This is a genomic window from Streptomyces sp. WM6372 (assembly GCF_001279655.1).
In the GTDB taxonomy this organism is placed as follows: Bacteria; Actinomycetota; Actinomycetes; order Streptomycetales; family Streptomycetaceae; genus Streptomyces.
In genome coordinates, this window is the sequence record NZ_LGDB01000249.1 from 14,347 (window position 1) to 40,595 (window position 26,249).

20 protein-coding genes and 3 pseudogenes are annotated in these 26,249 nt (G+C 72.2%); 11 read left to right on the plus strand and 12 right to left on the minus strand.

What is annotated here, in order from left to right:
* Nucleotides 1-193 precede the first annotated feature (193 nt).
* Together ADK52_RS37410 and ADK52_RS37415 are read left to right on the plus strand one after the other, a co-directional pair.
* Nucleotides 194-781 (plus strand): ankyrin repeat domain-containing protein, encoded by a 588-nt coding sequence (locus ADK52_RS37410; protein WP_053694297.1) that lies wholly within the window; start codon nt 194-196, stop codon nt 779-781.
* Nucleotides 778-1,947, plus strand: coding sequence for a hypothetical protein (locus tag ADK52_RS37415; RefSeq protein ID WP_078988898.1), 1,170 nt, complete (start codon nt 778-780; stop codon nt 1,945-1,947). The genes ADK52_RS37410 and ADK52_RS37415 overlap by 4 nt, the downstream gene beginning before the upstream one ends.
* Before the next feature lie 16 nt (nt 1,948-1,963).
* On the opposite strand, the gene ADK52_RS37420 is transcribed toward ADK52_RS37415, so the two are convergent.
* The 4 genes from ADK52_RS37420 to ADK52_RS37435 form a co-directional block, all read right to left on the minus strand.
* A complete protein-coding gene (locus ADK52_RS37420; protein WP_053694298.1) occupies nt 1,964-2,569 on the minus strand; it encodes a dihydrofolate reductase family protein in 606 nt (201 codons plus the stop codon).
* Nucleotides 2,570-2,631: 62 nt separating this feature from the next.
* A complete protein-coding gene (locus ADK52_RS37425) occupies nt 2,632-3,447 on the minus strand; it encodes an SRPBCC family protein (protein WP_053694299.1) in 816 nt (271 codons plus the stop codon).
* The gene (locus tag ADK52_RS37430; protein WP_078988917.1) at nt 3,444-4,082 is read right to left on the minus strand and encodes a helix-turn-helix domain-containing protein; all 639 of its coding nucleotides are present in this window, start codon (nt 4,080-4,082) and stop codon (nt 3,444-3,446) included. Before ADK52_RS37430 ends, ADK52_RS37425 begins: the two co-directional genes overlap by 4 nt.
* Nucleotides 4,083-4,174: 92 nt before the next feature.
* Nucleotides 4,175-4,912, minus strand: a complete 738-nt coding sequence (locus tag ADK52_RS37435) for a TioE family transcriptional regulator (protein WP_053694300.1) — start codon at nt 4,910-4,912, stop codon at nt 4,175-4,177.
* A 58-nt stretch (nt 4,913-4,970) separates the two neighbouring features.
* On the opposite strand from ADK52_RS37435, the gene ADK52_RS37440 reads away from it, so the two are divergent.
* Entirely contained in the window at nt 4,971-6,179 is a 1,209-nt protein-coding gene (locus ADK52_RS37440) for an erythromycin esterase family protein (protein ID WP_053694301.1), read from the plus strand.
* On the opposite strand, the gene ADK52_RS37445 is transcribed toward ADK52_RS37440, so the two are convergent.
* On the minus strand, nt 6,176-7,147 hold the full coding sequence (locus ADK52_RS37445; RefSeq protein WP_053694302.1) for a LysR family transcriptional regulator: 972 nt from the start codon (nt 7,145-7,147) through the stop codon (nt 6,176-6,178). The genes ADK52_RS37440 and ADK52_RS37445 overlap by 4 nt on opposite strands.
* Nucleotides 7,148-7,280: 133 nt before the next feature.
* Here ADK52_RS37445 and ADK52_RS37450 point away from each other — a divergent pair, with 133 nt between their 5' ends.
* Nucleotides 7,281-8,549 carry an MFS transporter gene (locus ADK52_RS37450; RefSeq protein WP_053694303.1) on the plus strand — a complete coding sequence of 423 codons (1,269 nt, stop codon included), beginning with the start codon at nt 7,281-7,283 and terminating at the stop codon, nt 8,547-8,549.
* Between the two features lie 64 nt (nt 8,550-8,613).
* Here ADK52_RS37450 and ADK52_RS37455 read toward each other — a convergent pair whose 3' ends face one another.
* The gene (locus tag ADK52_RS37455) at nt 8,614-10,815 is read right to left on the minus strand and encodes an MMPL family transporter (RefSeq protein ID WP_053694304.1); all 2,202 of its coding nucleotides are present in this window, start codon (nt 10,813-10,815) and stop codon (nt 8,614-8,616) included.
* A 267-nt stretch (nt 10,816-11,082) separates the two neighbouring features.
* On the opposite strand from ADK52_RS37455, the gene ADK52_RS37460 reads away from it, so the two are divergent.
* The 3 genes from ADK52_RS37460 to ADK52_RS37470 are packed head-to-tail and all read left to right on the plus strand — an operon-like array spanning nt 11,083 to nt 14,190.
* Complete coding sequence (locus ADK52_RS37460; RefSeq protein ID WP_078988899.1) at nt 11,083-12,426, plus strand: sensor histidine kinase; 1,344 nt, start codon at nt 11,083-11,085, stop codon at nt 12,424-12,426.
* Nucleotides 12,423-13,091 carry a response regulator gene (locus tag ADK52_RS37465; RefSeq protein WP_053694305.1) on the plus strand — a complete coding sequence of 223 codons (669 nt, stop codon included), beginning with the start codon at nt 12,423-12,425 and terminating at the stop codon, nt 13,089-13,091. The genes ADK52_RS37460 and ADK52_RS37465 overlap by 4 nt, the downstream gene beginning before the upstream one ends.
* 55 nt (nt 13,092-13,146) lie before the next feature.
* Nucleotides 13,147-14,190 carry a S66 family peptidase gene (locus ADK52_RS37470; protein WP_053694306.1) on the plus strand — a complete coding sequence of 348 codons (1,044 nt, stop codon included), beginning with the start codon at nt 13,147-13,149 and terminating at the stop codon, nt 14,188-14,190.
* A gap of 64 nt (nt 14,191-14,254) precedes the next feature.
* Here ADK52_RS37470 and ADK52_RS44265 read toward each other — a convergent pair.
* Nucleotides 14,255-14,872: pseudogene (locus ADK52_RS44265) on the minus strand (MFS transporter); the annotation flags it as partial.
* A 396-nt stretch (nt 14,873-15,268) separates the two neighbouring features.
* Here ADK52_RS44265 and ADK52_RS37480 point away from each other — a divergent pair.
* A complete protein-coding gene (locus ADK52_RS37480) occupies nt 15,269-15,886 on the plus strand; it encodes a TOPRIM nucleotidyl transferase/hydrolase domain-containing protein (RefSeq protein ID WP_053694307.1) in 618 nt (205 codons plus the stop codon).
* A 73-nt stretch (nt 15,887-15,959) separates the two neighbouring features.
* On the opposite strand, the pseudogene ADK52_RS37485 reads toward ADK52_RS37480, so the two are convergent.
* A pseudogene (locus tag ADK52_RS37485) lies at nt 15,960-16,349 on the minus strand (MFS transporter); the annotation flags it as partial.
* Between ADK52_RS37485 and ADK52_RS37490 the strand changes: the two are divergent.
* Nucleotides 16,332-16,634, plus strand: a pseudogene (locus tag ADK52_RS37490) (ArsR/SmtB family transcription factor); the annotation flags it as partial. The pseudogenes ADK52_RS37485 and ADK52_RS37490 sit on opposite strands and share 18 nt — an antisense overlap.
* A gap of 137 nt (nt 16,635-16,771) precedes the next feature.
* Here the strand turns inward: ADK52_RS37490 and ADK52_RS37495 are convergent.
* A complete protein-coding gene (locus tag ADK52_RS37495) occupies nt 16,772-18,754 on the minus strand; it encodes an FHA domain-containing protein (RefSeq protein WP_053694310.1) in 1,983 nt (660 codons plus the stop codon).
* Nucleotides 18,755-18,978: 224 nt separating this feature from the next.
* On the opposite strand from ADK52_RS37495, the gene ADK52_RS37500 reads away from it, so the two are divergent.
* Nucleotides 18,979-20,394 carry a serine/threonine-protein kinase gene (locus tag ADK52_RS37500; RefSeq protein ID WP_053694427.1) on the plus strand — a complete coding sequence of 472 codons (1,416 nt, stop codon included), beginning with the start codon at nt 18,979-18,981 and terminating at the stop codon, nt 20,392-20,394.
* A gap of 13 nt (nt 20,395-20,407) precedes the next feature.
* Here the strand turns inward: ADK52_RS37500 and ADK52_RS37505 are convergent, their stop codons facing one another.
* Both ADK52_RS37505 and ADK52_RS37510 read right to left on the minus strand, forming a co-directional pair.
* On the minus strand, nt 20,408-21,487 hold the full coding sequence (locus tag ADK52_RS37505; protein WP_107090271.1) for an alpha/beta hydrolase: 1,080 nt from the start codon (nt 21,485-21,487) through the stop codon (nt 20,408-20,410).
* A gap of 55 nt (nt 21,488-21,542) precedes the next feature.
* Entirely contained in the window at nt 21,543-24,017 is a 2,475-nt protein-coding gene (locus tag ADK52_RS37510) for a penicillin acylase family protein (protein WP_053694312.1), read from the minus strand.
* Between the two features lie 204 nt (nt 24,018-24,221).
* Between ADK52_RS37510 and ADK52_RS37515 the strand changes: the two genes are divergently transcribed.
* Entirely contained in the window at nt 24,222-24,890 is a 669-nt protein-coding gene (locus tag ADK52_RS37515; RefSeq protein ID WP_053694313.1) for a cutinase family protein, read from the plus strand.
* Nucleotides 24,891-24,906: 16 nt separating this feature from the next.
* Here ADK52_RS37515 and ADK52_RS37520 read toward each other — a convergent pair whose 3' ends face one another.
* Nucleotides 24,907-25,962, minus strand: coding sequence for a BTAD domain-containing putative transcriptional regulator (locus ADK52_RS37520; RefSeq protein ID WP_053694314.1), 1,056 nt, complete (start codon nt 25,960-25,962; stop codon nt 24,907-24,909).
* Nucleotides 25,963-26,249 lie beyond the last annotated feature (287 nt).

The following is a 26,249-nucleotide window of genomic DNA, read 5'->3' on the forward strand; positions in this document are numbered from 1 at the left end:
CCACGCACACTGCCGCCGCGAGGAGTGCGCGGCACCGGCGCGCCGCGGAAGAGAGCGGACGGCGGTCCGTTGCGCATCAGCCGATCGGATGACGAGCGGGAGCCGGTCCGGGGGCGGGGCGGTGGGGACGGCGGGGGGAGGATCGAGGCCGGGACAGGTGGCCGCGAGGCCGTGGAGCGGTGAGGGGTACGGGATGAAGGCCGTCGATCGTCAGTTGCTGGAGGCCGCACGGGCCGGGGACACCGTTGCCGTACGAGCGGCGGTCGAAGGGGGTGCGGACGTCGAGGCGCGCGACACGGAGCTGCGCACGCCGCTTCTGCTCGCCTCCCTCGGGAACCACGTGGAGGCGGCCCGGGTGCTCGTGGCGGCGGGCGCCGACGTCGACGCACAGGACGCCCGTCAGGACAGCGCCTGGCTGGTCACCGGGGTGACGGGCAGCGTGGCGATGCTGCGCGTGCTGCTCCCGGCGGGGCCCGACCTGCGGCGCACCAATCGGTTCGGCGGCGTGTCGCACATCCCGGCGAGCGAGCGCGGGCACGTCGCGTACGTGCGGGAGGTGCTGGCGGTGACGGACATCGACGTCGATCACGTGAACCGGCTCGGCTGGACCGCCCTGCTGGAGGCCGTGATCCTCGGCGACGGGGGCCCGGCCCACCAGGAGATCGTACGGCTGCTGCTCGCGGCGGGCGCGGACCGGGAACTGGCGGACGGCGACGGGGTGACGGCGCTCGCCCACGCGGAGAGGCGCGGGTACGCCGAGATCGCGGAGCTGCTGCGGTGAGGGCGCGCTGGGCGCGCCCGGTCGGCACGCGCCGGCCGGCGCTGGTCCTGGCCGCAGCGGCCGTGCTCGCAGGATACGCGGCGGGCGGTGGTGGCGGTGGCGGTGGCGGTGGCGGTGGCGGCGATCGTACGAGTGCCAGGGCCGGGGCCGGAGCCGCGGCGGTGCCACGGGGCGAGCCATCGGCGGCGGCCGGCGCGGCCGTGCCCACGGCGCACGGCACGCTCCTGGTCACGGACTTCGGCGGTTCGACCGTGACCTTCGTGGACCCCGCGCGCGGCCCGGTGGGCTCCGTGGAGGTGGGGACCGCGCCGTACGGGCTGGCGCTCGGCGCGGACGGGCGGGCCTGGGTCGCGACGGCGGAGGGGGTCGCGGTGGTGGACACCGCCACCGGCACGGGCCTGGGCCGCATCCCGTACCGCACCGGCAGCGGGCCCGTGACCACGGGCGAGTACCGGGGCGGCGGGATGGGCATCGCGCTCGCCCCCGACGGGCGGCGGCTCTACGTGGGGGTCAACGTGCCCGGCGGTGCGGGCGTGTTGGAGGTCATCGACACGGCGACGCGTGCGGTGACCGCCACCGTGCCCGTCGGCCACCGCCCCTTCGACGTGGACGTCGCGGCGGACGGCCGCGAGGTGTACGCGACCGGGCACGACTCGTACGACGTGACGGCGGTGCGCGCCGACACCCTCGCGGCCCGGCGGCTGGTGGTCGCCCCTTACGGGGAACGGGGCCTCGGCTCCTGGCTGAAGCCGCACTACGCGGTGGTGCGGCCCTCCGACGGGCGGCTGTTGCTGCCGTTCGAGGGCGAGAAGCTGGCCGTTCTCGACCCCGGCACGGGCCGGGTCTCCGTCGAGCCGATGACCGCGGACATCCACCAGCACGGAGCCGCCCTCGCCCCCGACGGGACGCTGCTGGTGGTCGGCGCGGCGGAGGGCGAGGACGCGGCCTCGCTGACGGTCCGGTCCCCCGGCGGGACGGAGCGCACGATCCCGCTGGGCGGGCCGCACGAGGACGTCGCGGTCACCGCGGACGGCCGCACCGCGTACGTCACGGGTGGTTTCACCCGTGACGGCCACTGGGACGGGATCACCGTCGTCGAGCTGGCGAGCGGTACGACGCGACGCCTCGCGGCGGGCGAACGGCCCCTGGGGATCGTGGTGTTGTAGGGCGCCGGAAGGCCGCTCAGCGGACGACGTCGAAGACCTGCTTCTGGAGGCCGTTGGAGTAGGCCTCGTGCTCGACCAGCTTCAGCTTCTGGGTGTCCTTGTCGGTCGTGCTGAACAGGCGCTTGCCGGCTCCGAGCAGCAGCGGGAAGACCAGCAGGTGGTAGCGGTCGATCAGGCCCGCGTCCGAGAGGGCTTGGTTCAGCCGGGCGCTGCCGTGGACGATGATCGGCCCGCCGTCGGTCTCCTTGAGGGCGGCGACCTCGTCAAGGGAGCGCAGGATGGTGGTCTCGCCCCAGTCGGAGACGAGTTCGTCGTCGGTGAGGGTGGTGGAGACGACGTACTTCGGCATCGTCTTGTAGCGGGCGAACTCGGCCATGCCCGGCCACACGGGGCTGAAGGCCTCGTAGCTGGTCCGGCCCATGAGGACGGCGGTGGACTCCTGCTGTTCGCGCCCCTTGATCTCGAATGCCTCGGGGACGAAGTCGATGTCCTTGAAGGTCCAGCCGGAGTTGCGGTAGCCGGGTTCGCCGCCCGGTGCCTCGACGACTCCGTCGAGCGAGGCGCCCGGTGCCTCGACGACTCCGTCGAGCGAGATGAAGGCCGTGCTGATCACAGTGCGCATGAGAAGGGTTTCCTCGTGGTCTCGGGTGGGCGTTGCACGTTGTTTCCGGGTGCTGCGGCAGGTCAGGCGAAGAGGCCGGTCAGCCACTGCTGCCAGGCGGCTTCGGCGCGGTCCGCGCCGGTGTCCGCGCCCGTGTCCGTGCCCGTGTCCGTGCCCGCGTCCGTGCCCGCGTCCGTGCCCGCGTCCGCGTCCGCGTCCTGGGCGAAGAGGTGGTGGAACATCAGCACGATGCCGGGGCCGTGGTGGAAGGTGTGGAGGGCGTCAGCGGTACGGACCTCGAAGCGTTCGTCGTCCGCCCAGGTCACTTCGCCCTCCACCGCAGGCAGACCGGCCGGCTCGGCGTACGCCCGTGCTCCGACGACGACCGGGCTCGGCAGCGACAGCCCGCGGACGAGTGCCTCCCGGACCTGCGCTGCGGGCCGCTCGCCCGTGGGCGCCATGGCGAAGACCGGGACGCCGGTGCGCCCCGGGAAGTGGGCCAGGTACTCGCGGAGCGTGTGGAGGTGGAAGGGCCAGCCGCGGCGCAGTGCGTCGTACTCGTCCTGCCAGTCGTCGCCGAGCATGCCGCTGTGGACGACGCGCAGGACGGTACTGCCGCCGTCGCGCCCCTCGATCAAGTACTCGAAGGCCATGAAGCGGCCGTCGTCGGTGGTGGCGGTGCGGGAGGCGAGGCGTTTGCCCGGTTCGTAGGCGGTGACCCGGGCTTCCTCTCGGTTGCCGCCGATGTCCATGGCGGCGGTGCCGCCCACGCGCGGGTCGAGTTCGTTGCGCCCCATGAACCAGGAGTCGATCCCCGGTCCGGTGGCGATCGCCTCCCAGACCTGTTCGGGGCTCGCCGGCAGGATGACTTCCTGCTCGATCTCGAACGGGTGCGTCATTGCGCGTTCTCCTGTCGTACTGCGGGTTCGGCCTTGCTCCCGGGAGTGGTGGGCGGCGCGGCGGGGATCTGATGGAGGCCGACGATCACCCGGTGGCCGCGGCCTTGTGGGGAGCTCTCGTCGTGGTAGCGGCTGACGAGGGCCGCCACGGTCTGGGTCAGCTCGTCGGCGAACGCCATCCGGTCGGCCGCGGAGGCGAACCGCACCTCCGCGTCGACGGCGAAGGTGGCGACCCGTCGCCCGGCCCGGGACGCGCCCGTCACCAGCGCGCCGACCTCCTGCACCAGCCGGGAGCCCAGCGCCAGCAGCCAGTGGGCCGAGAGCTGGTCCGGGGACCGGGAGGGGTCCGGACTGACGGAGGCCAGGGCGCTGGGAGAGATGACGTAGGAAGCGGCGGTGGCGGCGTAGATCCGCTCGGTGACGTTGCCCTTGCGCCTTTCCTCGGCGAGCTCGACCAGCCCGTGACGCTCCAGCTCCTTGAGGTGGTAGTTGACCTTCTGCCTGGGCAGCCCCAGACGGACGGCCAGCATGGCGGCCGAGCCGGGCTCGGCGAGGGCGGCGAGGATCCGGGACCGCATCGGGTCCAGGGAGGCCTCGGCGGCGGCGGGTTCTTCGATCACGGCGACGTCCAGCACCACTCCAGGATCCGACCGACAAAATAATTTGTCAAGACGATATGTGTTGTCGGTGAGGCTGAGTGCGGGAGGTTGCCGCGGGGCCGGTTCCTTCAGCCGCCGGGGCGCGGCTCGGCGCCCGCGCGTTCGCGCAGGTACGCGTCCAGTTCCGCGGCCCCGGTCAGCATCGCCCGACCACGGGCGGACAGGCGGGCGCGCCAGTCGCACAGTGCGGCCTCCAGCGGTTCCAGGCCGCCGGCCGTGCGCACCTGGGCGATCAGCGGGGCGATCTGTTCCAGCAGGTAGCCGCCCCGCCTGAGTTGGTGGGCGAGCCGGGCGTCGCGTACGTCGGCCTCGCCGTAGACGCGGTACCCGGTCAGCGGGTCGCGGCGCGGGCGCACCAGGCCGGCGCGCTCCCATGTGCGCAGCGTCGCGGGCCGGATTCCGAGCGCTTCCGCCAGCAGTCCGATGAACATGTCGCCGGGCTCGGGTGCCGTGGTGGGCTCCAGGTCGCGCAGGGCGTTCTCTACGGCCTGGAGGGTGCGCCGGTCGTCGAGGAGCTGGGCGTGGCTCTCGTCGATGAGGCGGAACGCCGCGTCGACCGCCCCCTGGTTCACGGCGCGCATGATCGATGTCGCCTTCTGGTGGCCGTGGCCGGGCGCGAGGGCGAGGAACGCGCGCAGGGCCGCCGCGTGCAGCGGGGTGTAGGTGCGGTAGCCGTGGGGGGTGCGGCCGGCGGCCGGGAGGATGCCGGCCTCCTCGTAATTCCTGACCGCCTGCGTGGAAAGACCGTGCTCGCGCGCCAGGTCGACCGGCCTGAGCCGTTTACCGGTTTGAAGGTTTTTCCCCATGGAGCCGACGGTATCGCGGGAAAGTTTCAACCGAAGGTTCAAAGATACCGTTGAAGGCATGGCAACTGACATCAAGGACAGCGCCCATGCCGTAGAGGCCTCCGCCGTCATGGGGCTGCTCCCGGCCCGGCCCCGGCTGCTCGCCCTGGGTGAGCCCACTCACGGCGAGGACTCTCTGCTCATCCTGCGCAACGAGCTCTTCCGGCAGCTCGTCGAGCAGGAGGGCTACCGGACGATCGCGATCGAGAGCGACTGCATGGCGGGGCTGGTCGTGGACGACTACGTCACCTCGGGGAAGGGCACCCTCGACGAGGCCATGGAGCACGGGTTCAGCCACGGCTGGGGCGCCTCCGCGGGCAACCGTGAGCTCGTGCGCTGGATGCGCGACCACAACGACGGCCGGCCGGAGTCCGAGCGGGTCCGCTTCGCCGGCTTCGACGGTCCGCTGGAGATCACGGCGGCCGCGAGCCCACGGCAGGCCCTCACCGCGCTCCACGACCACCTCTCGGCCCGGGTGGACCCGGACCTGCTCCCCTGTACCGCGGAGACGCTCGACCGCTTGCTCGGCACCGACGACCGGTGGACCGATCCCGCGGCGATGATGGAGCCGGCCCGGTCCGTGGGGCAGTCGGCCGAGGCCGGTCGGCTGCGGCTGCTCGCCGACGATCTGGTGGCGCTCCTCGACGCGCAGACCCCGCACCTGCTCGCCGCCTCCTCGCCGCAGGAGTGGGACCGGGCGCGCCTGTACGGGCGCACCGCGACCGGTCTGCTGCGTTACCACCACTGGATGGCCGACGACTCACCGGCGCGCATGGCGCGGCTGTGCGCGCTGCGGGACCTGATGATGGCCCGCAACCTGCTCGCCGTCGCCGCCCGTGGCCCGGCATTCGTCCACGCCCACAACTCCCATCTCCAACGGGAGAAGAGCTCGATGCAGATGTGGCAGGGGCCGGTGGAGTGGTGGAGCGCCGGTGCGCTGGTGAGCGCCCGGCTGGGCGAGGAGTACGCGTTCGTGGCGACGGCCCTCGGCACGATCCGGCACCAGGGAGTGGACGCGCCGCCGCCGGACACCGTCGAAGGGATCCTGTACGCGCTCCCGGACGACCGCTGCGTCATCGACACCACGCGGCTGGCCACCGCCCTCGGCGACGCACGGCCCGTGTCCCGGGTGTCCCCCTGGTTCGGCTACGCCCCGTTCGACCCGGGCCACTTGGCGGCCAGTGACGGCATCGTGTTCGTCAAGGACCTCCCGGAAGAGACGGCCTAGGTGGGCCCGGCGGTGGCAGTACGTCCCGGTCCGTCTCGTCCCGCCCAGCTCGGTGACCAGGTCGCCGCGGCTTCGGGGTCCCGCGGGGGTGTGGCGGCGAGGTGGGCGCGGAGCGTGGCCAGGGCCGGGTGGGGGTTGTCGCGGTGCCAGAGGAGCGAGTGGGGGTAGACGGGGGTCGGGTCGGTCACCGGGATACGGCGAAGGCCGTGTCCGGCGGGCCAGACCAGGCGGGTGTGTCCGCCCATGAACGTGGCCAGGGCCGGGGTGTCGGCGACGGTGTCGAGGAGTGCGTCGGAGCCGAAGTTGGGGCCGGTCGCCTCGATGGTGAGGCCGAACTCGGCGACGAGGTCCTCGTAGTACGCGGCCCACTCGGTCCCGGGGACGATGCCGGGCATCCAGATCCGGTGCCCGGCGAGCCGGGCGAGGGGCACCGACCGGGCGCCCGCCAGCGCGTGGGCGGGGCCGGTGAGGAGTTCGAGCGGCTCGTCGAGGACCCGGACGGACTCGATGTCCTCGGGAAGGGGCCGACCGGGTGCGGCGACGGCGCGGAAGGACGCGTCGATCTCGCCGGAGCGGATGGCGGCGAGGGCCGTCTCGATCTGGAACAGCATGAGCACGTCGAGGTCGATGTCGGGGTGCGCGCGGTGGAAGCCGCGCATCAGGCCCGACGCGGCGCCGCGCGAGGCGATGATGTCGACGCGCAGCGGGCGGCGGGCGGTGTGCACGGACGCGACCGCGCGCTCGGCGACGCGCAGCAGCTCGCGTGCGTGGGACAGGAAGGCCTGCCCGTCGATGGTGAGCTCGGCGCCGCGCGGAGTACGGGTGAACAGCCGCACGCCGAGGTTGCGCTCCAGCGCGGCGATGCGCTTGGAGACGGCCTGCTGGGTGACCGCCAGCTCGGCGGCGGCCTCCTGGAACCGGCCCGTGTCGGCGGCGGCGACGAAGGTCCGGACGGAGTCGAGGTCCATACCGACAGCCTATGGGTACAACCGTGGGTTGTGGCCGATGGTCCCGCGGTTGTTTGATTCCTGGTCGTGCCGCTCGCTTTGATGGTTCCGAACACGGATCGGTTGTGCGGGCGGATGGCGAGGGGCGGCGGGCGTGCAGAGCGGGCACCGGCTGGGGCGGCGGTTCGGCTGGCTCTGGGGAGCGTACGGGACCAGTGCGCTCGGTACGTGGCTCGCCTTCGGCGCCTTCCCGCTGATCGCCATCGAGGTGCTGCACTCCGGACCGGCCGAGGTCGCCGCGCTCTCCTCCGTGGGGGCGGCGGTGGGCGCCGCCGTGGCAGTGCCGCTCGGCCCGTGGGTGGAGTTCCGCCGCAAGCGGCCGGTGCTGATCGCGATGGACCTCGTACGGTTCGCGGCGCTGCTGACGGTCCCTGCCGCGTTCGCGCTCGGCGTGCTCACCTTCCTTCAGCTCCTGCTGGTCTCGGTCGTCGTCACGGCGGCCGACATCGCCTTCCGCACCGCCTCCGGCGCGTACCTGAAGACGCTGCTGCCGGCCGAGGACCTGCTCGTCGCCCATGCCCGGTTCGAGTCCACGGCCTGGACGACCACGATCATCGGACCGCCGCTGGGGGGCGCGGCGATCGGACTCCTCGGTCCGGTGGTGACGGTGGTGGCCGACGCGGTCAGCTATCTGCTCTCGGCCCTGGGCATCCGCGCCATGGGCGGGCACGAGCCGCGGCCCGAGCGCCGGGAGGGCCCGCGCATGCGGGCCGGTGACCTGCTCGACGGCTGGCGGTACGTCCTCTCCGACGGGGTGCTGCGCCGCCTGTTCTTCCACACCGCCTTGTTCAACGGCCTGGTGATGGCCATGCAGCCGCTGCTGGCCGTGCTGATGCTCGGCCGGCTCGGGTTCGCGCCGTGGGAGTACGGCCTCGCCTTCGCCGCGCCCTCCATCGGCGGGCTGATCGGTTCGCGGCTGGCCCGGCCGCTCGTGACCCGGATCGGACAGCACCAGGTCCTGGTCGCGGCCGGGGCGCTGCGCGCGCTCTGGCCCGTCGGCCTGGCCTTCGTGGGGCCGGGTGTCGGAGGGCTGCTGCTGGTGGTGGGCGTGGAACTCGGGCTCATCTTCTGCTGCGGGGTCTTCAACCCCGTCCTCGCCACCTGCCGCCTCCGGCTCACCGCGACCGACCGGGTCGCCCGTACGCTGTCCGCCTGGGCGGTGACGACCAAGGCCTCGACCGCGCTCCTGACCGTTGTCTGGGGTGTGCTCGGCGGCCTGCTCGGCCCGCGCACGGCCATCGGCCTGGCCGGCGTGCTCCTGCTCGCGACCCCGCTGCTGCTCCCCCGCCGCGCGGCAGCGCAACTGCCCGAGCCGGAGCCGGAGCCGGAATCGGAATCGGATCCGACGCCGAGCCACACCTGAAGGGCCACGACGGCCGTCGCCGCGATCGGGCGGCGACGGCCTGGCGGACCGCTTGACCGTCCGGTCAGCCGACCGGCACGGGCCGCGCCCCGTCATCGGCGTGCCGGGCGGTGTGGTCGGTGCGCCGCGGCCGTACGGGCCACCAGATCGACCGGCCCAGCAGCGCGGCCAGCGCCGGAACCAGCACGATCGACAGGACGAACGCCGACAGCACGATCCCGAGCGCCGTCGCGAAGCCGATCTCCTGGGTGCCCGGATTCGGGTTGACGGCCAGGCTCCCGAACGAGGCGGCCAGGACCAGGCCCGCCGTCGCGATCGCCGGAGCGGTGTGCCGTACCGCCCGGGCCACGGCTGCCCGGGCCGGACCGGGCTTCTCCATCTCCTCCCGTATCCGGTCGCTGATCAGGATGTTGTAGTCGGTGCCGAGCGCGACCACGAACAGGAACAGCACCAGCGGCAGCATGAAGTTCACCCCCGGCCGGTCCAGGAGGTGCTGGGAAACCAGCGCCGAGGCGCCGAGGGTCGCCGCGAAGCCCAGGCCGACGGAGATCATCAGGACCAGCGGTGCGAGCAGACTGCGCAGGAGCAGGAGCAGGATCAGCGAGATCAGGCCCGCGGCCACCGGGAAGACCACCTTCAGGTCGCCCGAGACGGCGGAGGAGATGTCGGCGAAGAGCGCGGCTGTGCCGCCCACGTGCGCCTCCGTACCGTCGGGCCGGTGCGCCGCCACCGTCTCGCGGACGGGTCCGGACACCAGGTCGCGGGCCTGCTGTCCCTGCGGATCGGCGGTCAGGAACAGGTCGATCCGCGCCGCCCTGCCGTCCTCGCTGGGTACGGCCGGGGCGACCCGGCCGACGCCGTCGACCGCTGCGAGCGCCTTGGACAGCCCGCCCAGCGCTCGGGGGTCGATCCTGCCGCCGCCGGAGGCGGTGACGAACACGGTGGTCGGGTCCGACACTCCGGCGGGCAGGGCGTGCGCGATCTCGGCCGCCGTGCGCGCCGCCGCCGTACTCGTGTCCCCCGAGCCGCCCTGCCCGTAGTCCGTGCGCATCCCTGCCAGGCCCGCCGCCAGCGCGCCGAGCAGTGCCAGTGAGGCGAGCACCATGGTCACCGGGCGCGATGCCACCCGGCGGCCCATCCGCCCGGCCATCCCCTCCGGGGGCTCGCGGCGCAGGTCGCGCGAGGGCCAGAACATCTTCCGCCCGGTGACGGCCAGCAGCGCCGGCATCAGGGTGAGACTGCCCAGCAGCATCACCAGTACGGACACGGCGATCGCCGGGCCGAGCACCCGGAACTGGCCGAAGGACGCGACCGCGAGGGTGGAGAACGCGGCGACGATCGTCAGCGCCGCGGAGGTGACCGCCGTGCCCACCCGGCCGGCGACCTCGGCCGCCGCGGCGCGCCCGGTCTGCTCGGGCCGGTTGCGCAGCTGCTCACGGAAGCGGAACAGCAGGAAGAGGAAGTAGTCGATGCCGATCCCGATCAGCACCACGTTGATCAACTGTGGGGTGGAGGCGTCGAGTTGGACGCCCGTGAGCAGAGAGGCCGTGACCACCACACCGGCGGCGGCACCGCCGATCACCGACACCACGAGCAGCGGCAGCAGCGCCGCGAGGACGCTGCGGAACACCAGCACGTGCAGCAGCACGATCACCGCGAGCATGGCGATGCCGACGATCGTCGAACGGCTCTTTTCGGCATCGGCGGTGTCCACGCTGTCCGCGAGTCCGGCCGTGAACCCGGTCCGCAGCCCGGCCTCGGCGAACTCGGCCCGGGCTTGGTCCCGGAAGGCCCGGTAGAGGTCCTGCATCCCGGGGTCCAGGGGGTTGCCGGTCAGTTCGACCGACAGCAGCCGGAAGCTCCGGTCGGGCGCCGTCATCGCCGGGCTGACATGGGGGACCTGCGAACGGTCCTGCGTGAAGGGCGGCGTTTCCTTCGTCTTCGGCATCGCCACCTCGCGCCGGGCGAGCTTCGCGGCCCCGGCGTCGATCAGCCGCTCGTCGGACTCGGACAGCTTCGCCCCGTCCGCCCGCGCCACCAGCATGGTGAGCGGATTGGCGTCGGGCTTGACGCCGAAGTGCTCCTCGGCGACCTTCAGCGCTGCCGCCGAATCGTAGGTGGCGGGCAGGAACGCGCCCGTACTGGGCTGGGTGGCGCGGAAGACGAACGCCTGGCCGAGGAGGGCCATGGCGATGCCCAGCACCGCCCAGAGAGCGATGACCTTCCAGGGACTTCGGGTGGCGAAGCCGGTCAGGGCGCGGATCACAGGTTCCTCCGTAACTCGATCGACCGGGGGTTCCCGGACGTTGTCCAGCTCATCAGCGCCCCCGCCGGGAAACGTCGTGACCTGGGAGGATCCGTACTCGGGACCGGGGTCCGACGCGCTCCACGGACCAGGACCGCAGTCCTGGTCCGGGCTCCTCCCGCGGGCCCAGGGCCGCCTCTCGCAGCGCTGCGAGAATGGATCCCGTACGCGAACTGCGGCGCTCCGGTCCGGATCCGGCGGGCCGGTGGCAGAGGGGGACCGGCAAGCATGCCGATACGCAGTCAGGACCGGGCCGAGGAGACGGCCGCGGGCAGGGCCGGGGGCTGGGCCGGGGGCAAGGGCGCGGGCAGGGCCGCGGGCAGGGCCGGGCCAGGGGACGCGGGCGGGTTCGGGCCAGGGGCCGCGGGCGGGTTCGGCGAGACCGGCCGGGGCCGGGTGCGCGGTCCGGTCTTCGACGGGCCGGTCTTCGACTGGACCCGCAATGACGCGCTCGTGGCCATCGGGGCGGCCGTCAACGACCTGATCGGCTATTCGCTCGGTGCGGCGGACGACGGCCGGCCCCTCACCGTGCGGGCTCTGGTCCTCGTGGTCCTGGCCGCGCCCTGCCTGCTGGCCCGCCGGGCCAGGCCGGTGACCGTGCTCTGCGCCGTCCTCGTCCTCGGCGCGGCGCTGAACCTGACCACGCCGCAGGGCCCGCACTTCTCCGCCGCCTACATGGTCGCGCTGTACACCGTGACCCGCCTGCGCAGCACGGCGGTCACGGCGGCGGCCGCCGTGGCGACCGTGCCGGTCACGATGATCAGCGGGGGCTACGGTGACTCGTCCGTCCTGACGGGCGTGCTCGGCAACACGGTCGCGGTGGTGCTCGTCGTCGGCACCGGACTGGTGGTGCGGCGCTGGCAGCAGGAGGCGGATGCCAAGCGCATCCTGCTGGCCGACCGGGCGGTGGCCGAGGAACGCCGGCGGATCGCGCGGGAGTTGCACGACATCGTCGCGCACCACATCACCACCATGCAGCTGATGGCCGGCGGTGCCCGGGCCAACCTGGCGCACGACCCGGGCACGGCCCGCGAGGCGCTGGTCACGCTGGAGGACTCCGGGCGGATGGCGCTGCGGGAGATGCGCCAACTCCTCGACGTCCTGCGGGCCGGGGAGGAGCCGGAGCAGGTCCCGCCGGCGCCGCAGCCCGGGACCGGGGACCTCGGTCGGATCATCACCGAGTCCCGGCTGGCGGGTACGCCCACCGAGTTCACCGTACGGGGGACGGCCCGCCCGCTGCCGCCGACCGTCGGTCTGACGGTGTTCCGGATCGTCCAGGAGGCGCTGACCAACGCACGCAAGCACGCCGTCGGCGCGCGGGCCCACGTACGGCTGACCTACGCTCCGGACGGCGTCGAGGTGGAGGTGCGCGACGACGGGGCGGGGGTCGCCAGGGCGGGGGCTTCGCGGCCCGGCACCGGCAGCGGGTACGGTCTGATCGGAATGCGGGAACGCGTCGCGCTGCAAGGCGGCACCCTGGAGGCCGGCTCCTGCGAGGGCGGCGGATTCAGGGTGGCGGCCAGGCTCCCGGCCGGTGACCCGGGGGGACTGCGAGAGGACCGACGCGGATGATCCGTGTGCTCATAGCCGACGACCAGCCGCTGGTACGGCGGGGCCTGGCGCTGATCCTGGCGCCCGACCCGGCGTTCGAGGTGGTGGGCGAGGCGGAGGACGGCGCCCGGGCCGTCGGCCTGGCCCACGAACTGCGGCCCGACGTGGTCGTCATGGACATCCGGATGCCGGTCCTCGACGGGGTCCAGGCCACCGAGGAGCTGGCGCGGACGCTGCCGGAATCCCGCGTCCTGGCCCTCAGCACCTTCGACATGGACGAGTACGTGGTCGCCGCGCTGCGCGCCGGTGCGTACGGTTTCCTCCCCAAGGACGTCTCGCCGGAGGAGCTCATCGCGGCGGTCCGCACCGTCCACACCGGCGAGGCCGCCGTCGCGCCCCGACTGCTCACCCGGCTGATCTCCACCTACGTACGGGCCTCCCCCGCCCGCCCGCGCCCGGCGGAGACCGCCCCGGCCGGCCTCACGCCGCGCGAGCTGGAGATCTGGCAGCTGCTGGCGACCGGGTTCGACAACGCGGAGATCGCCGGGGACCTGAAGATCAGCGTCTCCACGGTCAAGAACCACATCACCGGCATCTTCACGAAACTGGGCGTCCGCGACCGCGCCCAGGCGGTCATCGCGGCGTACGAATCGGGCCTGGTGGCGGCGGGACACGGGGGCGGCTGACCCCGGGCGCCCGCAATTCCGGGCACGCCGGCCCACCGGCTCTTATGATCTTCGGATGACCGATCCTGCCTACCCTGCCAAGCCCCGCCCCGGCGACCTGATCGCGGTGCTGTCCCCCTCGTCCGGCCTGCCCGGTCTCCTGCCCCTGCCCTACGAATTGGGGCTTCGCAGGCTCCAGGACGACTTCGGGCTGAAGACGGTGGAGTACCCGACGACCCGCACGATGGGCTCGTCGCCCGAGGCACGGGCCGCCGACATCCACGCCGCTTTCGCGGACCCCGACGTCAAGGCCGTGTTCAGCAGCATCGGCGGCGACGACCAGATCACCGTCCTGCCCCATCTCGACCTCGGCCTGATCCGAGCCAATCCCAAGCCCTTCTTCGGCTACAGCGACAACACCAACCTGCTGCTGTTCCTGCGGAACGCGGGCATCGTCGGATACCACGGCGGCTCGGTGATGGTCGAGCTCGGACGCCCCGGCGCGCTCCACCCGCTGACCGCGGATTCCCTCAGGGCGGCGTTGTTCACCTCGGGAGCGTACGAACTCACCCCGGCCGACGCCTTCGGGGACGTCAACCGGCCTTGGGAGGACCCTCGTACGTTCGAGTCCGAACCCGAGACGGAACCCGCCGGCGGCTGGATCTGGCACAACGCTGACCACGTGGTGGAAGGGATCGGCTGGGGCGGCAACCTGGAGATCATCTCCTGGCTGCTGATGGCGGACCGTGCCGTACTGCCGGTCGACGCCTACGCCGGCAACGTGCTCTTCCTCGAGACGTCGGAAGAGATGCCGCACGCCGAAGAGGTCTACCGGATCCTGCGGAGCATGGGCGAACGCGGGCTGCTCCAGCAGTTCCCCGCCCTCCTGATGGGCCGGGCCAAGGCCTGGTCGTTCGACAAGCCGCTCAGCCCTCCGGAGAGGGCCGATTACCGCCGGCAACAGCGCGAGGCCGTGCTGCGGGCCCTGCGGCGGTACGCCCCCGACACCATGGCGGTGTTCGACGTCGACCTCGGCCACACCGACCCGCAACTCGTGGTCCCCGTCGGAGGCCGCATCCGGGTGGACGGCCGGTCGCGCCGGATCACCGTCACCTACTGAGCCCGGAGCGCTACTTGTTGAGGCAGTTCTGGCGGAACGCCTCGTCGTACGCGGTGTCGTAGCCGACCGCGTAGCCGTTCTGGTAGGCGAGGATCAGCGCGTCGGGCTGTTTCGAAGGAGCTCCGCGAGCCCGCCGATGAGGCACGCCCAGGTGGCGAGGCAGCACGAGCGCGACGACGGCCACGGGGACGTTGATCCAGAAGACGGCCCGCCAGGTCCAGGAGGTCAGCCAGCCGCCGAGCAGCGGTCCGATGGCGGTGAGCGCCCCCGCGACGACGAAGAACAGGGCCAGTACCCGGCCCCTTTTGCCGACGGGGACGACGCCGACGACCACGGCGATGGCGGCGGGGAACACCAGCGCCGCGCCCGCGCCTTGGGTGGCGCGGAAGATGACGAGCCAGCTCTGGGCGAAGTCTCCCGACGGCACGGAGCCGCACAACACGGAGGAGATGACGAACACGAGGGTGCCCGCCACCACCATCCGGCGGCGCCCGAGGACGTCGGCGAGGCGCCCGCCGAGCGCGAAGAACGCGGCGAGCGCGAGCAGGTACGCGTTGACCATGCGTTGCAGTCCGGAGGAGGAGAGGCCGAGTTCCTCGACGATGCTGGGGGCGGCGATGCTGACGATCGTCTGGTCGACGAAGACCATCGCCACCGCGAAGAGCATGGCCGCGAGGGCCATGGACTGCTTCGGCGCCCCGCCTCGACGGCCGGACTCCCCCGGCGGGGTTCCCTCCGGCCCACGGCTTCCGACCGGAGCACCGTAGGAGGTCTCCCCGTAGGACTCCCCGGCAGCGCTCCGTCTGTCCTGCACAGTCCTCATCCTCCCCGCCGGAGATCCGTTCCGCACGCCGGTACGGCCGCGGTCCGCGGGGCGGCCGCACCGGCGTGCGGAACGACCGGCGGCGGCCCGACCGGCGGCGGCGTCCGGTTCACGGCCGGCACGAGTGGGGCGGCGTTCGCCGAAGAATACGACCGTGGTGGCAGGGAAGGCCTCGGGCGGCCACGCTCCGGGACCTCGGACGCCCTGCTCCGTAATTCCGAGCCGTGCCGCTCTCCGGGAGTGCACACTCCCTCCATGGTGGACATGTGGGCGTTCCGGGACGCGGTCGGCCGCTGGGCGGCGGGTGGACCCGGCGGACCGGCGGGTGATCTGGCAGTGCGGCTGGGGCTGCGCACGGCGGTGCTGCTGGAAGGGCTGAGTGACCTGGCTGCTGTCGAGGCGCTCGCGGCACGGCGTGGCCGGGACCTGGCCGCCGAAGGGGTGTGCGTCGTGGCCATGGGAGGGGCGATGAACGTGGGCCGCTACGCCGGCCTTCTCGGGCCGCCCGGACTCGGCCTGCGCCTGACAGGACTGTGTGACGAGAGGGAAGAGCCGTACTACGACCGCGGCTTGAAGCGGGCCGGGGCGAATGGCGCGGGGTTCTTCGTGTGCGCGGCGGACCTGGAGGACGAGCTCATCCGCGCGCTCGGCACGGCGACGGTCGAGGAGATCATCCGGGTCGAGGGCGACCTGCGTCCCTGGCAGACGTTCCTGCGCCAGCCCGCACAGGACGGTCGGCCCCGGCACCAGCAGGTGCGGCGCTTCCTCGGCACGAAGAAGGGCCGCAAGATCCGCTACGGCCGTCTCCTGGTGGAGGCCCTCGACCCCGGACGGGTACCGGCCCCGCTCGAGGACCTCCTCACCAGCCTGTGACCGACGCGCAAGAGCACGGCCATGACCGGTTCGGGCGGCGGTCGGACCCGTCACGTGCCCTCCTGGTATCCGGTCAGGCCGGCGTAACACGCGGCCCGGGACCGGCTGGTGTCGGATCCGCACGGGAACGGTGCCGGGAGCAGACGCCCGGGCATGCGGCCCGGGGCCTCAGAGGGGCTTTCGCGGGGGCGACGGCGGAGGCGGAGAGCAGGGTGGCCGTGGCGAGGGTGCCCCACAGGGCGGCCGGGCCGTGGGGGGCGAGGGCGGTGATGGCGGCCGGGGGGACGGCGAGGCCGAAGCCCGTGGAGAGTTCGAAGCGGGCGAGGGTGCGTCCCAGGAGGTGGGGCAGGGCGAGGGCGGTGACGAGCGCGGTGGCTCTGCCCGCGTAGATGATCTCGCCGACCGTGCAGACCACGGACACCGCGGCCACGGCCGGGGCGCCCCACCCCGGTCCGAGCCGGGTCCGTCGGAGCCCGTGTCGCTGGACACGGTCACGCTACGGCTGGAGGCGCTGGCGCACCCGGTACGGCTGCGACTGCTGCGTACGCTGGCCCGCGGCCCGCACACCAACGGCGAGCCGGCCCACGCCTGGGAGCTTTCACCCCCGGAGGTGTCCCGCCACCTCGCCGTCCTGCGCGGCGCGGGCCTGCTCACGGCCCGGCGGCACGGTCGTTACGTCCGCTACACCCTCCATCTGCCCGACGTGACGGCGCTGGGCACCGACCTGCTGGCGGCCGTACTGCGCTGAGAGGCCGCGGCGGCTCTCGGGTGGCGGTGGGCCGGGTCCGCAGCAGCGCGGAGAGCTCCCCGGCGCAGCAGACGGCCGTAGTCGTCCGCAGCCGGGTCGCCCACCACTGGCGCCGTCCTGCCCGCGGCTGTCACCACTCAGTGGGCGACGGCTGCGCTCCTGGACAGCGGGAGGGCCCGGGGGTCGGCCGGGCGGGGGACGAAGACCGGGGATTCGGACTGGTAGAAGAGGTCGATGTCGGCCTCCTCGCCGCCGACGATCAGGGTGTCCCAGGCGCCGCTCTCCCGCAGGGTGCGCAGGGTGGCGGGGGCGATCGAGGCCAGGTGGGAGCGGAGCTCCTCGTCCGTGGGCAGGCCGGGCAGCCGGGAGCCCAGCCGGTCGCGGATGCCGGCCATCCGCTCCAGCAGCGCGTCCAGGTCGCTCCCGTCCGCGGCACCGGCTCCGGCTCCGGTCGCAGCGCCGACCGCAGCTCCGGACGCGGCACCGGACGCGGCACCGGCACCGGCACCGGCCTCCGCGCTGCGCGCGATGATGTCCTTGATGGCTCGGGTGACGCCCTGTTCGTCGGTGGTCACCATGGCGTTCCACGCCCGGCTCTTGTGCCGGTACTGGAGCATGGACATCGCCGCCTCGTGCCGGATGAAGTCGGCGTCCCGCAGCGGCTTGCCCTGCCAGGCGCGGCTGAGCGAGCGGGCCAGTGAAGTGGCGGAGGCGAGGCCGCTGTTGAGGCCGCGGCCCGGCCAGAAGTGGATGGCGTTGGCCGCGTCGCCCAGCAGGAAGCCGTACGTGCCGGGGCTGGTCGCGGTCGGGCGGTGCAGCTGCGCGGTGAAGCGCGGGCGCTGGACCATGTCCAGCCGGAACGAGGTGATCGCGGACAGGTCGTCCTCGGCCACGCCGAACAGGCTGAGGCCCTGCCGGATCTCCTTCCACAGCGGGGAGCCGCGCAGCAGGGCGGGCAGGAAGAGGGTGCCGTGGGTGGGGCAGCGGAACTCGTTGTCCTCCTCCTGCCGGCTCATCAGGCAGGGGCGGGTGGCGATGCACTCCTCGAAGACGTGGCGGACCGGGTCGATGCCGATGACGTTCTTGGCCTCCTCCCGGGTGAGCCGCATGTTCAGGAAGCCCTCGCCGCGCAGCGAGTTGAGCAGGAACCGGTTCTGCGACACGGTGAGCAGCACGCTCATCGGGTCCGGCAGCTTCGACTTGACGCGCAGCCCCAGCACGATGTCCTGGAGGTGCTCGCCGTCGAGGGAGTAGATCGATGCGTCGGCCGCGCCGAAGCGGTCGGCGTAGTGCTCGCGGGTGCGGGAGCGGCCGCCCTCGCAGATCACCAGGACATGTTCCTGGGTGAGCCGGTTGCGCTGCTCCTCCACGTCGAAGCGCTTCGGCACGAGGCGGATCGCCGATCGCCGGTTCGCCAGCGCCAGCAGCCGGTCCTCGATGTGGGCGATCCGGATGTTGCGGGGCGGGCGGCCGTCGACGGAGTCCGGGCCGACGGGCCACATCTCGGAGTAGGCGCCGTCGTCGTCGAACAGAGCGGAGAGCACCTCCTCGGACAGGGCGAGGTACTGCCGGCTCTGGACGGTCACGACCTGCTGGCGGCGGAAGTTGCCCTGGGTCTCGTCCTTCCAGACGACCTCGGGCCCCTTCCGGGTCCAGCGCCCGTCGTAGAGGGTGATGGCGGTCCGGCCGGGCAGCATCTCGTCGAGCGCCAGGGCGAAGGCGAGGCCCACCGGGCCGCCGCCGGTGATGGTGACCCGCAGCGTGCCGGGGTCTGCGGCGATGGGCCGGGGGACGTCCAGGAGGGAGAGGTCCATGACCGTCTCCATGGAGTCCTGCGCTTCGTAGAGGAACGTTTCGTCGCCGATCCGGACGCAGTCGTTCGGGCGCAGGACATGCCGGGTGACGCGCTGGTCGTTGACGAACGTGCCGTTCCGGCTGTCCCGGTCGTACAGGACGAACCCGGCGTCCTCCGCGAGGACCTCGGCGTGCAGCCGGGAGGCGCTGGGGCTGACGATCACGACGCCGTTGTCGCTCTTGCGCCCGAAGCTGAGGGGCTCATTGCCCAGAACCACGCTCTGCCCGGTGAAGGGACCCGTGCGCCCGACGATGACCGATGGCACTGCACACTCCTCGAAAGCGACGCTGCTGACTCTTCCTACGACAGCAACACGCCATCGAGAAGGTGTTCGGTTCAACCATCTCCGAAGATTTTCTCGCGTCCGGCTGAACTCGGAGCCCGGCCCGTACGTGATGCTCACGTCGGACGGCTTTGAGAGGAAGAACCGCCCCCATGTACAACGACGAAACCGAGACCGAGACCGTGACGGACACCGCGCTCGCGGCCATGCCGGGTGGACCGGGCGGGGAGCGGCTGATCGCGGGCCGCTACCGGCTGCTGTCCCGGCTCGGCGAGGGCGGCATGGGCACCGTGTGGCGGGCCCTCGACGAGACCCTGGACCGCGAGGTCGCCGTCAAGGAGGTACGGGCCCCGGCCGGTCTGCAGGCCGGGGACATCGCGCGGATGTACAGCCGGTTGGAGCGGGAGGCATGGGCGGCGGCGCGGATACCCGACCGCAATGTGGTGACGGTCCACGACGTGGTGATGGACGACGACCGGCCCTGGATCGTGATGGAACTGGTCCGCGGACAGTCGCTGGCCGATCTGCTGCGCGCCGAGGGAGCGCTCAGCCCGCGGCGCACCGCGCACATCGGAGCGGAGGTGCTGAGCGCGCTGCGTGCCGCGCATGCCGTCGGGGTGGAGCACCGGGACGTGAAGCCGGCGAACGTGCTGCTCGCCGAGGACGGGCGGGTGGTGCTCGGCGACTTCGGCATCGCGATGGTCGAGGGCAGCACCGCCCTGACCATGACCGGCGAAGTGGTCGGCTCCCCCGAGTACTTGCCGCCGGAGCGGGCGCTGGGCCGCCCCTCGGGCCCCGAGTCGGACCTGTGGTCGCTCGGCGTGATGCTGTACGCGGCCGTGGAGGGCGTCTCCCCGTTCCGGCAGAACACCGCGCTGAGCACGCTGCGGGCCGTCGTGGACGAGGAACCTCCGGTGCCGACCCGGGCCGGCCCGCTCGCCCCGGTCATCGCCGGGCTGCTCCGCAAGGAGCCGGCCGAGCGGACCCCCGCCGCCCGGGTCGCCGAAGCCCTGCGGGGCATCGCCCAGGAACCGGACGCCACCACGGCCGCCGCCCGCGTCCTGCCGGCTCCGGCTCCGGCTCCGGCTCCGGCTCCGGCTCCGGTGGAAGCCGCCACGGCGGAGGCGCCCGTCCCCGCGCCGGCATCCGCCGCGCCCGGCCACGCCGCCCCGCCCCGCAAGCGGCGTACGGCGGCCCTCGTCGCGGCCGGCGCGGCCGCCTGCGTACTGGGCGCCGCCGGGCTGGCCTACGCCCTCACCGGCAACGACGGGGACGGCGCGCCCGGTACGGGCGTACGCGTATCGGTGGCGGGGGCCAACACGACCTACACCGGCCGCTGCCCGACCCCCGCGAACCAGGCCCCGGCGTTCACCGCGACCTTCACCGCGTCCGAGCCGACCCTGATCTCCTTCCGCTGGGTGTCCGGCGACGGCTCGGTCGTGGACCCGCACTGGCGCACCCTGTCGATCGGGGACAAGACCAACCCCACGGGACACGACACGGTGCGCCTGACGACCTACGCGAAGGCCGGCACCCTGACCACGGGGATGGCCGTGGAACTCCAGAGCCCCCTCCGCACCACTTCCAACCCGGTGCCCTTCTCGATCACCTGCACCGGCTGATCCCGGCAGGGCATCAGGAGGCGAAGGACCTCTCCAGCCTGGGGATCAGGTCCCGGAGGTCCTGTTCCCAGCAGCCGGCGTTGTGGCCGCCGTTGCACTGGGTGCCCCAGGCGGAGCCGTCGCCGTAGTCGACGTAGTGGTACGACATGCCCAGCGCGTCCATGCCGTCCTTGACGTGCTGGGACGCGCTTTCGAGCCAGAACTCCAGGTCGGTGGGCGAGCCGCCCCCGTTGCCCACGTAGAGGGAGACCCCGACTCCGCCGGCCTTGATCTTGTCCATGTGCTGTGACGGGTCGACTTCGTTCCACCGCCAGTCGACGTTGAACACCGGGTAGGGCGAGCCGAACAGGGCGTCGCTGTCCACGCCGGGCTTGTAGGGGGAGTCGGGGATGCCGCAGACACCGGAGTAGGGGCCGCAGATCGCGCCCTGCGCGTCGATGAGGGACGCGACGACGGCGAGCCGCAGGTCCATGGAGCGGGCCGACATGTCGATGTCCCCCGACAGGGACGCGGTCTGGCTGAACAGGTCGGGACGGACCTGGGCGTAGTGGAGGGCCCCGAACCCGCCCATGGAGACGCCCGCGACGGCCCTGGCCTTCTTGGTGGGGATGGTCCGCAGGTTCGCGTCGATGAACGGAATCACCTGCTTGAGGTGGAAGACCTCCCAGTTCTGGGCACCGACCTGGGTCCTCTGGTCGAGCCAGTTGGCGTACCAGCCCCGAGCGCCGCCGTCCGGGATGACCGTGATCATCTGGTCCGAGGCGGTCAGCGCCGGATAGTTCTGCTGGATCGGGTCGTCGGGCGAACCGTGCAGGAAGTACAGCACCGGATAGCGCCTGGCCGGGTCGTCGTAGTAGCCGTTCGGCAGGATGATTTTGATGTGGTGCTTGCCCGTGACCTCCGGTGTGGTCACGGTGATGTAGAAGTTGCCGGGACCGCCCGTCGCCGTGTCCACCTGGGTCAGGCCGAACCCGTCCGCCATCGGCGGTGGCGCGGTGCGCTCGGCGGCCTGCGCCGGACCTGCCGGCACGGCCGTCGCCACCAAGGCGGCCATCAATGCCACCACCATGCGCCAGTGACTCGTTTTCCTCATCACGCTGTTCCCCCCTCGGGAGCCTTGTCGTGGGAATGCTGCTGGAAGAGCCGTCTCAGGAAAGGACCTTGGTCTCCAGTGCCGGCGAAGCCGCGATCTGCTCCTCGGTGAACCGTTCCGTCACCCACTGGCCGGCCGCGAACAGCTTGGTCTGATCGACGTAGTGCGGCGAGTTCGGATCGGCCGACTGGGAGTAGGCCAGCACCGAGGAGGTCTGTGGCGGGCCGTCGGCGGTGAACTTCACCAACTGGATGAAACTGGAGCCGAAGACGATGTCCAGCTTGCCGTCGACCGGTCCGGGCGTGACCACGTTCAGCACGCCCAGCTCACTGATCGAACCGTGGATCGGGATCTGCTCACCGTTGCGCGTGATCTTCTGGACGTCCGACAGAGGCGCGTTCAGCGGAACACCCGCCCTGCGCAGCGCGAGGACCGCCCGGCCGAACGCGTCGCGGACGGCGGAGCTTCCGGAGTCCAGCGAATTGGGTGTGTGCACGGGGTCCTTGGGGTCGAAGGGCACCCGCCACGGCAGTTTCTCGATCGCCTGCCCACCGAGCAGGAAGGCCCAGTAGTTCTCGAACAACCACGATCCCCGGCTGTCCGCCGTGTAGTCGTGGTCCCTCCAGGCGGCCAGGACCGGACAGGCCTCGCTCACGTTGACCAGGTTGCCGTCCACCAGGATGAGCCCGAAGGGAACGCTCCGGCACATCGCCACCGTGGCGTCGAGCGCCAGATCGGCCGCCCTGCTGTTGTCCGCGAACAGCAACTGCCGCATGTTCTCCGGTGTGAAACCCCTGCCGGGCAGGCCGTCCGTGCCGTTGATCCGGTTCTGCGCGGTCAGGATCAGCTCCTGGGTGCGCAGCGATCGGGGCGCCGCGGCATCGCCCATCACCCTGGGGAAGGACAGCGGCTGCTCGGGGTGGGCCAGCCAGGCGCTGTCGTTGGCGTTGCCCACGAAGTCCTTGCGGATCAGGCGTGGCTGCTTGTGCGGGTCCAGCAGTCCCGGCGCGACCGCGTTCGGGTCATCGGGCCAGTCGCACGCGCTGCGCTTGCCGTCGAAGACGGAGACCGGCGGCACGTTCGGCAGCCGCAGCTCCTGGTTGAACAGCAACCGCCCGGTCAGGGTGAGGCACGACTGCGCGTGCTCGTCGGTGATGTTCGGGGTCGCCTGGATGTCCGCGTACAGCGCGTTGCCCTTGCGGTCGGAGGCGACGGTGTTGAAGAAGGGGACGCCCTGAGTGGTCTCCAGGGTGTCGACCACCTCGTTGACGTCCTTGGCCTGGTCGAGGTGGAACCAGGTGTTGAGCGCCCGCAGGTTGTCCATGTTCACGTCGCGCACCGCGTGCGCGCTGACCACCCACGGCAGCGGGATGCCCAGTACGGAGGTGACGATCGGGCCGTACCGGGTGGACCACAGCGTCCTGGTGACCTTGCCGATGGAGCCGTCGGCGTTCAGTACGTCGACGCCGACCTGCTGCGAGGTCATCTGCTGCCAGGCGCCGTCGACCAGGTAGCTGGTCGGGTTCAGCGGATCCACCTGTACGTCGAACAGCCCGAACGGGGCCACCGTGGCGATCGTGTGGCTCCAGGCGACGTCCTCGTTGTGCCCGATGTTCACCGCGGGGAATCCGAGCAGGCTGGCCCCGGAGACGTTGACCTTCCCCGGGATCGTCAGCTGGCTCTGCCACATCCGGTTCTTGCCCTGCCACGGGAAGTGCGGGTTGGCCAGCAGCATGCCGGTGCCCCCGGTCACGCCCTGCGAACCCACCGCCAAGGCGTTGCTGCCCATGCTCTGTTGACGGCTGACGGCCAGCGCGTCACGGATCTTCGCGGCGGTCTCCTGGGGTGAGGACGCCGGCGGCGCGGCGCCCGGGGCCCCCGGGGGTGCGGCGGTCACCTGACCGTCCAGCAGCGGATCGGCGCTGCCCATGATGATCTCGGCGTGCGCGTGCCGGTAGACGTCCAGCTCCGTGATCGGCCGCACCCAGGCCGCGCCGCGGCAGGCCGGGTCGGAGATGTTGTTCGCGCCCGTCTCGGCCAGGTACCGGTTGTACCCCTGGACGTAGCCGCGGATGGCCTCTTTGACCTCGGGCTCCGGCCCGTTGGGGGCGGGCCGGCCGAGCAGCCGCTCCACCACGCGGTTGTCGTTGATCCGCTGGAAGTACAGGTCGCTGTTGAGGTTGGTGGTGGTGTTCTGCTGCTCGCCGGGGCTCGCCTTGCCGTCGGGGCCCAGGTAGCGGGACCTCTGGGCGCTGACCATCAGATAGGCGTCGGCCAAGGTGCAGATGTTGTCCTTGGCCGCGGCGTATCCGTAGCCCGTTCCCAGTCCCTCCCAGTTCGAGGCGGTGATGTGCGGGATCCCGTACTCGGTGTAGCGGATCGTCGGCTTGTCCGGGCCCTGTCCGGCGGTCGCCGACGCGCGGGCCGATGCCCCGGCGGCAGGCGACCCGGCGGCCGCCATCGTGCTCATCACCGCCACCGCGGCCGTGACCGCCACCGGCAGTCTCGCCATGAATCTCCTGCGCGCCATCGAGCCGTCCTTCCCCTGTGGTCCAGGCCCACGTCCGAACGCGGCCACGGTAGGGAGGACGGATGAAATCCCGATGGAGCAGCCGCACCGCCGCGGGTTTCATCGGGATGTCATCGGCCGCTGCCACTGTCGTCCGGTGACCTCGGCCGACCGCGTTCCGCATCGGAAGGCGGGCGCGTGGGCCGACTACTTGGGGAGGATCGAATGCGAGCCAGAAGGATCGCGGCCGTGGCAGCCGGCTTTCTGCTGACGGTCGGGCTTTCAGCGGTACAGGGGGCCAACGCGCAGGGGGCCGCGGCCAACGCGACGGCTTCGTGCGAGGGCACGTACACGATCGTCGTCGGGGGCACCGGCAGCTCGTGGAACAACGACGGCTTCTACGGCAACATCCAGCAGCACGTCGGGTACCCCACCCAGATCCCCAACGGAGCGAGCGCCCGGGCGGGCGTCAACGAGCTGAACCGGCTGGTCCGCGACCAGCGTGCCGCGTGTCCGGGCCAGCACGTCAAGATGGCCGGGTACTCCTTGGGCGCCGCCGTGGTGCACGTCTGGGTCACCGAGAACTGGCAGACGTTCGACAACGTCAACGCCGTTCTCATCGCGGACCCCAAGCGCCAGGGCCCTCCCGGCGCCAACGGCGGGTCCGTGCCGTTCGGCGGTATCGTCGGCGCCCCGCTCGCCGGTGCCGACCGGTTCTTCGGCAACGTGCCGGTCAAGACCATCTGCCACTGGGACTACGTCTGCGACGAGTCCGCCGGCATCTGGACCTACCCGAACAACCACGTCAAGAACTACCCCGAAGACTTCAACATGGACCACCACAACGACGGCGCCAGCGAGCAGTGGTACAACGGCGCCTGGTACCCCTGGTAACCACGGAGCGGATTCCTCACCACCTGTCAACGGCCGGGCTGTCGGCCGCTGGCAGGTGGTCCCCGCGCAGGATCGTCTCGTACGTCCGCCGCAGCATCCGGCTCGGCCCGACCCCCAGGTCCTCGGCCAGCCGGCGGCGGGTGTGGTCGAACACGGTCAGGGCGTCGGTCTGCCGGCCACTGAGGTGGAACGCGCCCATCAGCGTCGCGGCCACCGGCTCGTTCAGCGGGTGCGCCGCGGACAGGGCGAACAGCTCGGCGATCGCTTCGAAGTGCCGGCCGAGCCGGAGCTGCCACCGCGCCTTCCGCTGTACGAGGGAGATCCTGCGCTCGGTGAGCCGCAGCCGCTCCACCTCGGCGAGCGGCCCGGGCAGACCGGCCAGCGGCTCCCCGCGGAACAGGTCCAGGGCCTGGGAACACAGGCGGACCACCTCGGTCCCCTCGCCCGCCCGGTCGGCCCTCCCGACATCGGTGAGCAGTCCCTCCATGCGCGCCACGTCCACTTCGACGGCGCCGGGGGTGAGGCGGTAGCCGCACCGGTCGTGCTCGATCACCGCGTCCGGGCCGTCCTCGCTGCGCAGGGCCTTGCGCAATCGGTAGACGTACACCGGCACCACGTTGGTGAGGGGTGACTCCATTCCCCATACTCCGTCGAGCAGTTCCTGCCGGCTGACCGTCCGTCCCGCGCCGAGCGCGAGCGCGGCCAGGACGGACTGCTGGCGCAGGTGCCCCAGGTTCAGGGGCCGCCCGTCCTGCCCTGCCTGGAGGGGCCCGAGCAAGGAGATCCGTACTCTCGGTCCGGCCTTCGGCACCACGCGAGTTCGCGGCACCGGGCTCAGTTCCCGCGTGCGGGGGCCGGTGCCGGGGACGACGAGGCCGCAGTCGAAGGCGTGGACGATGGCGGCGGCCCGGTCGCGCAGCCCGAGCTTCGCGAGGATGCGCGCGAGGTGTCCGGCCACCGCGTCTTCGGGGATGGCCAGGTCGGCGGCGATCTCGTCGTCCCGCAGGCCGCAGCCGACGGCATGGAGCACCCTGCGCTCCTGCTGCCTGAGCGTGGTGGCAGTCGTCGGCATCACTGCTCCCTGGGCTGGTCGGGCGGTCGGACGCGGTCGACAACGTAACGGCGGGAACCGCGGCCGGAACATCCGGAACGTTCCGGAGTGACAGGCGAGGCACGGAACGAAGAGCGGGTGGTCCGGTGGTTCGTTCCGCCGGTGTGGGGGAGGGCGACCAGGCCCACTTCTGGAACGGCTTCGTGGACGCCGTGCGCGAAGCCGTCGACCGGCACGGACGCGGCCGCTGAGCGAGCGGGGCAGGAAAACCCGGGAGGGCCCCGCACCGGCCAACGCTCTTGTGGTGA

Bases quoted from the DNA above. Each gene is read 5' to 3' on its own strand.
- ADK52_RS37410 (WP_053694297.1), top strand. From the start codon at position 194: ATGAAGGCCGTCGATCGTCAGTTGCTGGAGGCCGCACGGGCCGGGGAC.
- ADK52_RS37420 (WP_053694298.1), bottom strand. From the start codon at position 2,569: ATGCGCACTGTGATCAGCACGGCCTTCATCTCGCTCGACGGAGTCGTC.
- ADK52_RS37425 (WP_053694299.1), bottom strand. From the start codon at position 3,447: ATGACGCACCCGTTCGAGATCGAGCAGGAAGTCATCCTGCCGGCGAGC.
- ADK52_RS37435 (WP_053694300.1), bottom strand. From the start codon at position 4,912: ATGGGGAAAAACCTTCAAACCGGTAAACGGCTCAGGCCGGTCGACCTG.
- ADK52_RS37440 (WP_053694301.1), top strand. From the start codon at position 4,971: ATGGCAACTGACATCAAGGACAGCGCCCATGCCGTAGAGGCCTCCGCC.
- ADK52_RS37445 (WP_053694302.1), bottom strand. From the start codon at position 7,147: ATGGACCTCGACTCCGTCCGGACCTTCGTCGCCGCCGCCGACACGGGC.
- ADK52_RS37460 (WP_078988899.1), top strand. From the start codon at position 11,083: ATGCCGATACGCAGTCAGGACCGGGCCGAGGAGACGGCCGCGGGCAGG.
- ADK52_RS37465 (WP_053694305.1), top strand. From the start codon at position 12,423: ATGATCCGTGTGCTCATAGCCGACGACCAGCCGCTGGTACGGCGGGGC.
- ADK52_RS37470 (WP_053694306.1), top strand. From the start codon at position 13,147: ATGACCGATCCTGCCTACCCTGCCAAGCCCCGCCCCGGCGACCTGATC.
- ADK52_RS37480 (WP_053694307.1), top strand. From the start codon at position 15,269: ATGGTGGACATGTGGGCGTTCCGGGACGCGGTCGGCCGCTGGGCGGCG.
- ADK52_RS37500 (WP_053694427.1), top strand. From the start codon at position 18,979: ATGCCGGGTGGACCGGGCGGGGAGCGGCTGATCGCGGGCCGCTACCGG.
- ADK52_RS37505 (WP_107090271.1), bottom strand. From the start codon at position 21,487: ATGAGGAAAACGAGTCACTGGCGCATGGTGGTGGCATTGATGGCCGCC.
- ADK52_RS37510 (WP_053694312.1), bottom strand. From the start codon at position 24,017: ATGGCGCGCAGGAGATTCATGGCGAGACTGCCGGTGGCGGTCACGGCC.
- ADK52_RS37515 (WP_053694313.1), top strand. From the start codon at position 24,222: ATGCGAGCCAGAAGGATCGCGGCCGTGGCAGCCGGCTTTCTGCTGACG.
- ADK52_RS37520 (WP_053694314.1), bottom strand. From the start codon at position 25,962: ATGCCGACGACTGCCACCACGCTCAGGCAGCAGGAGCGCAGGGTGCTC.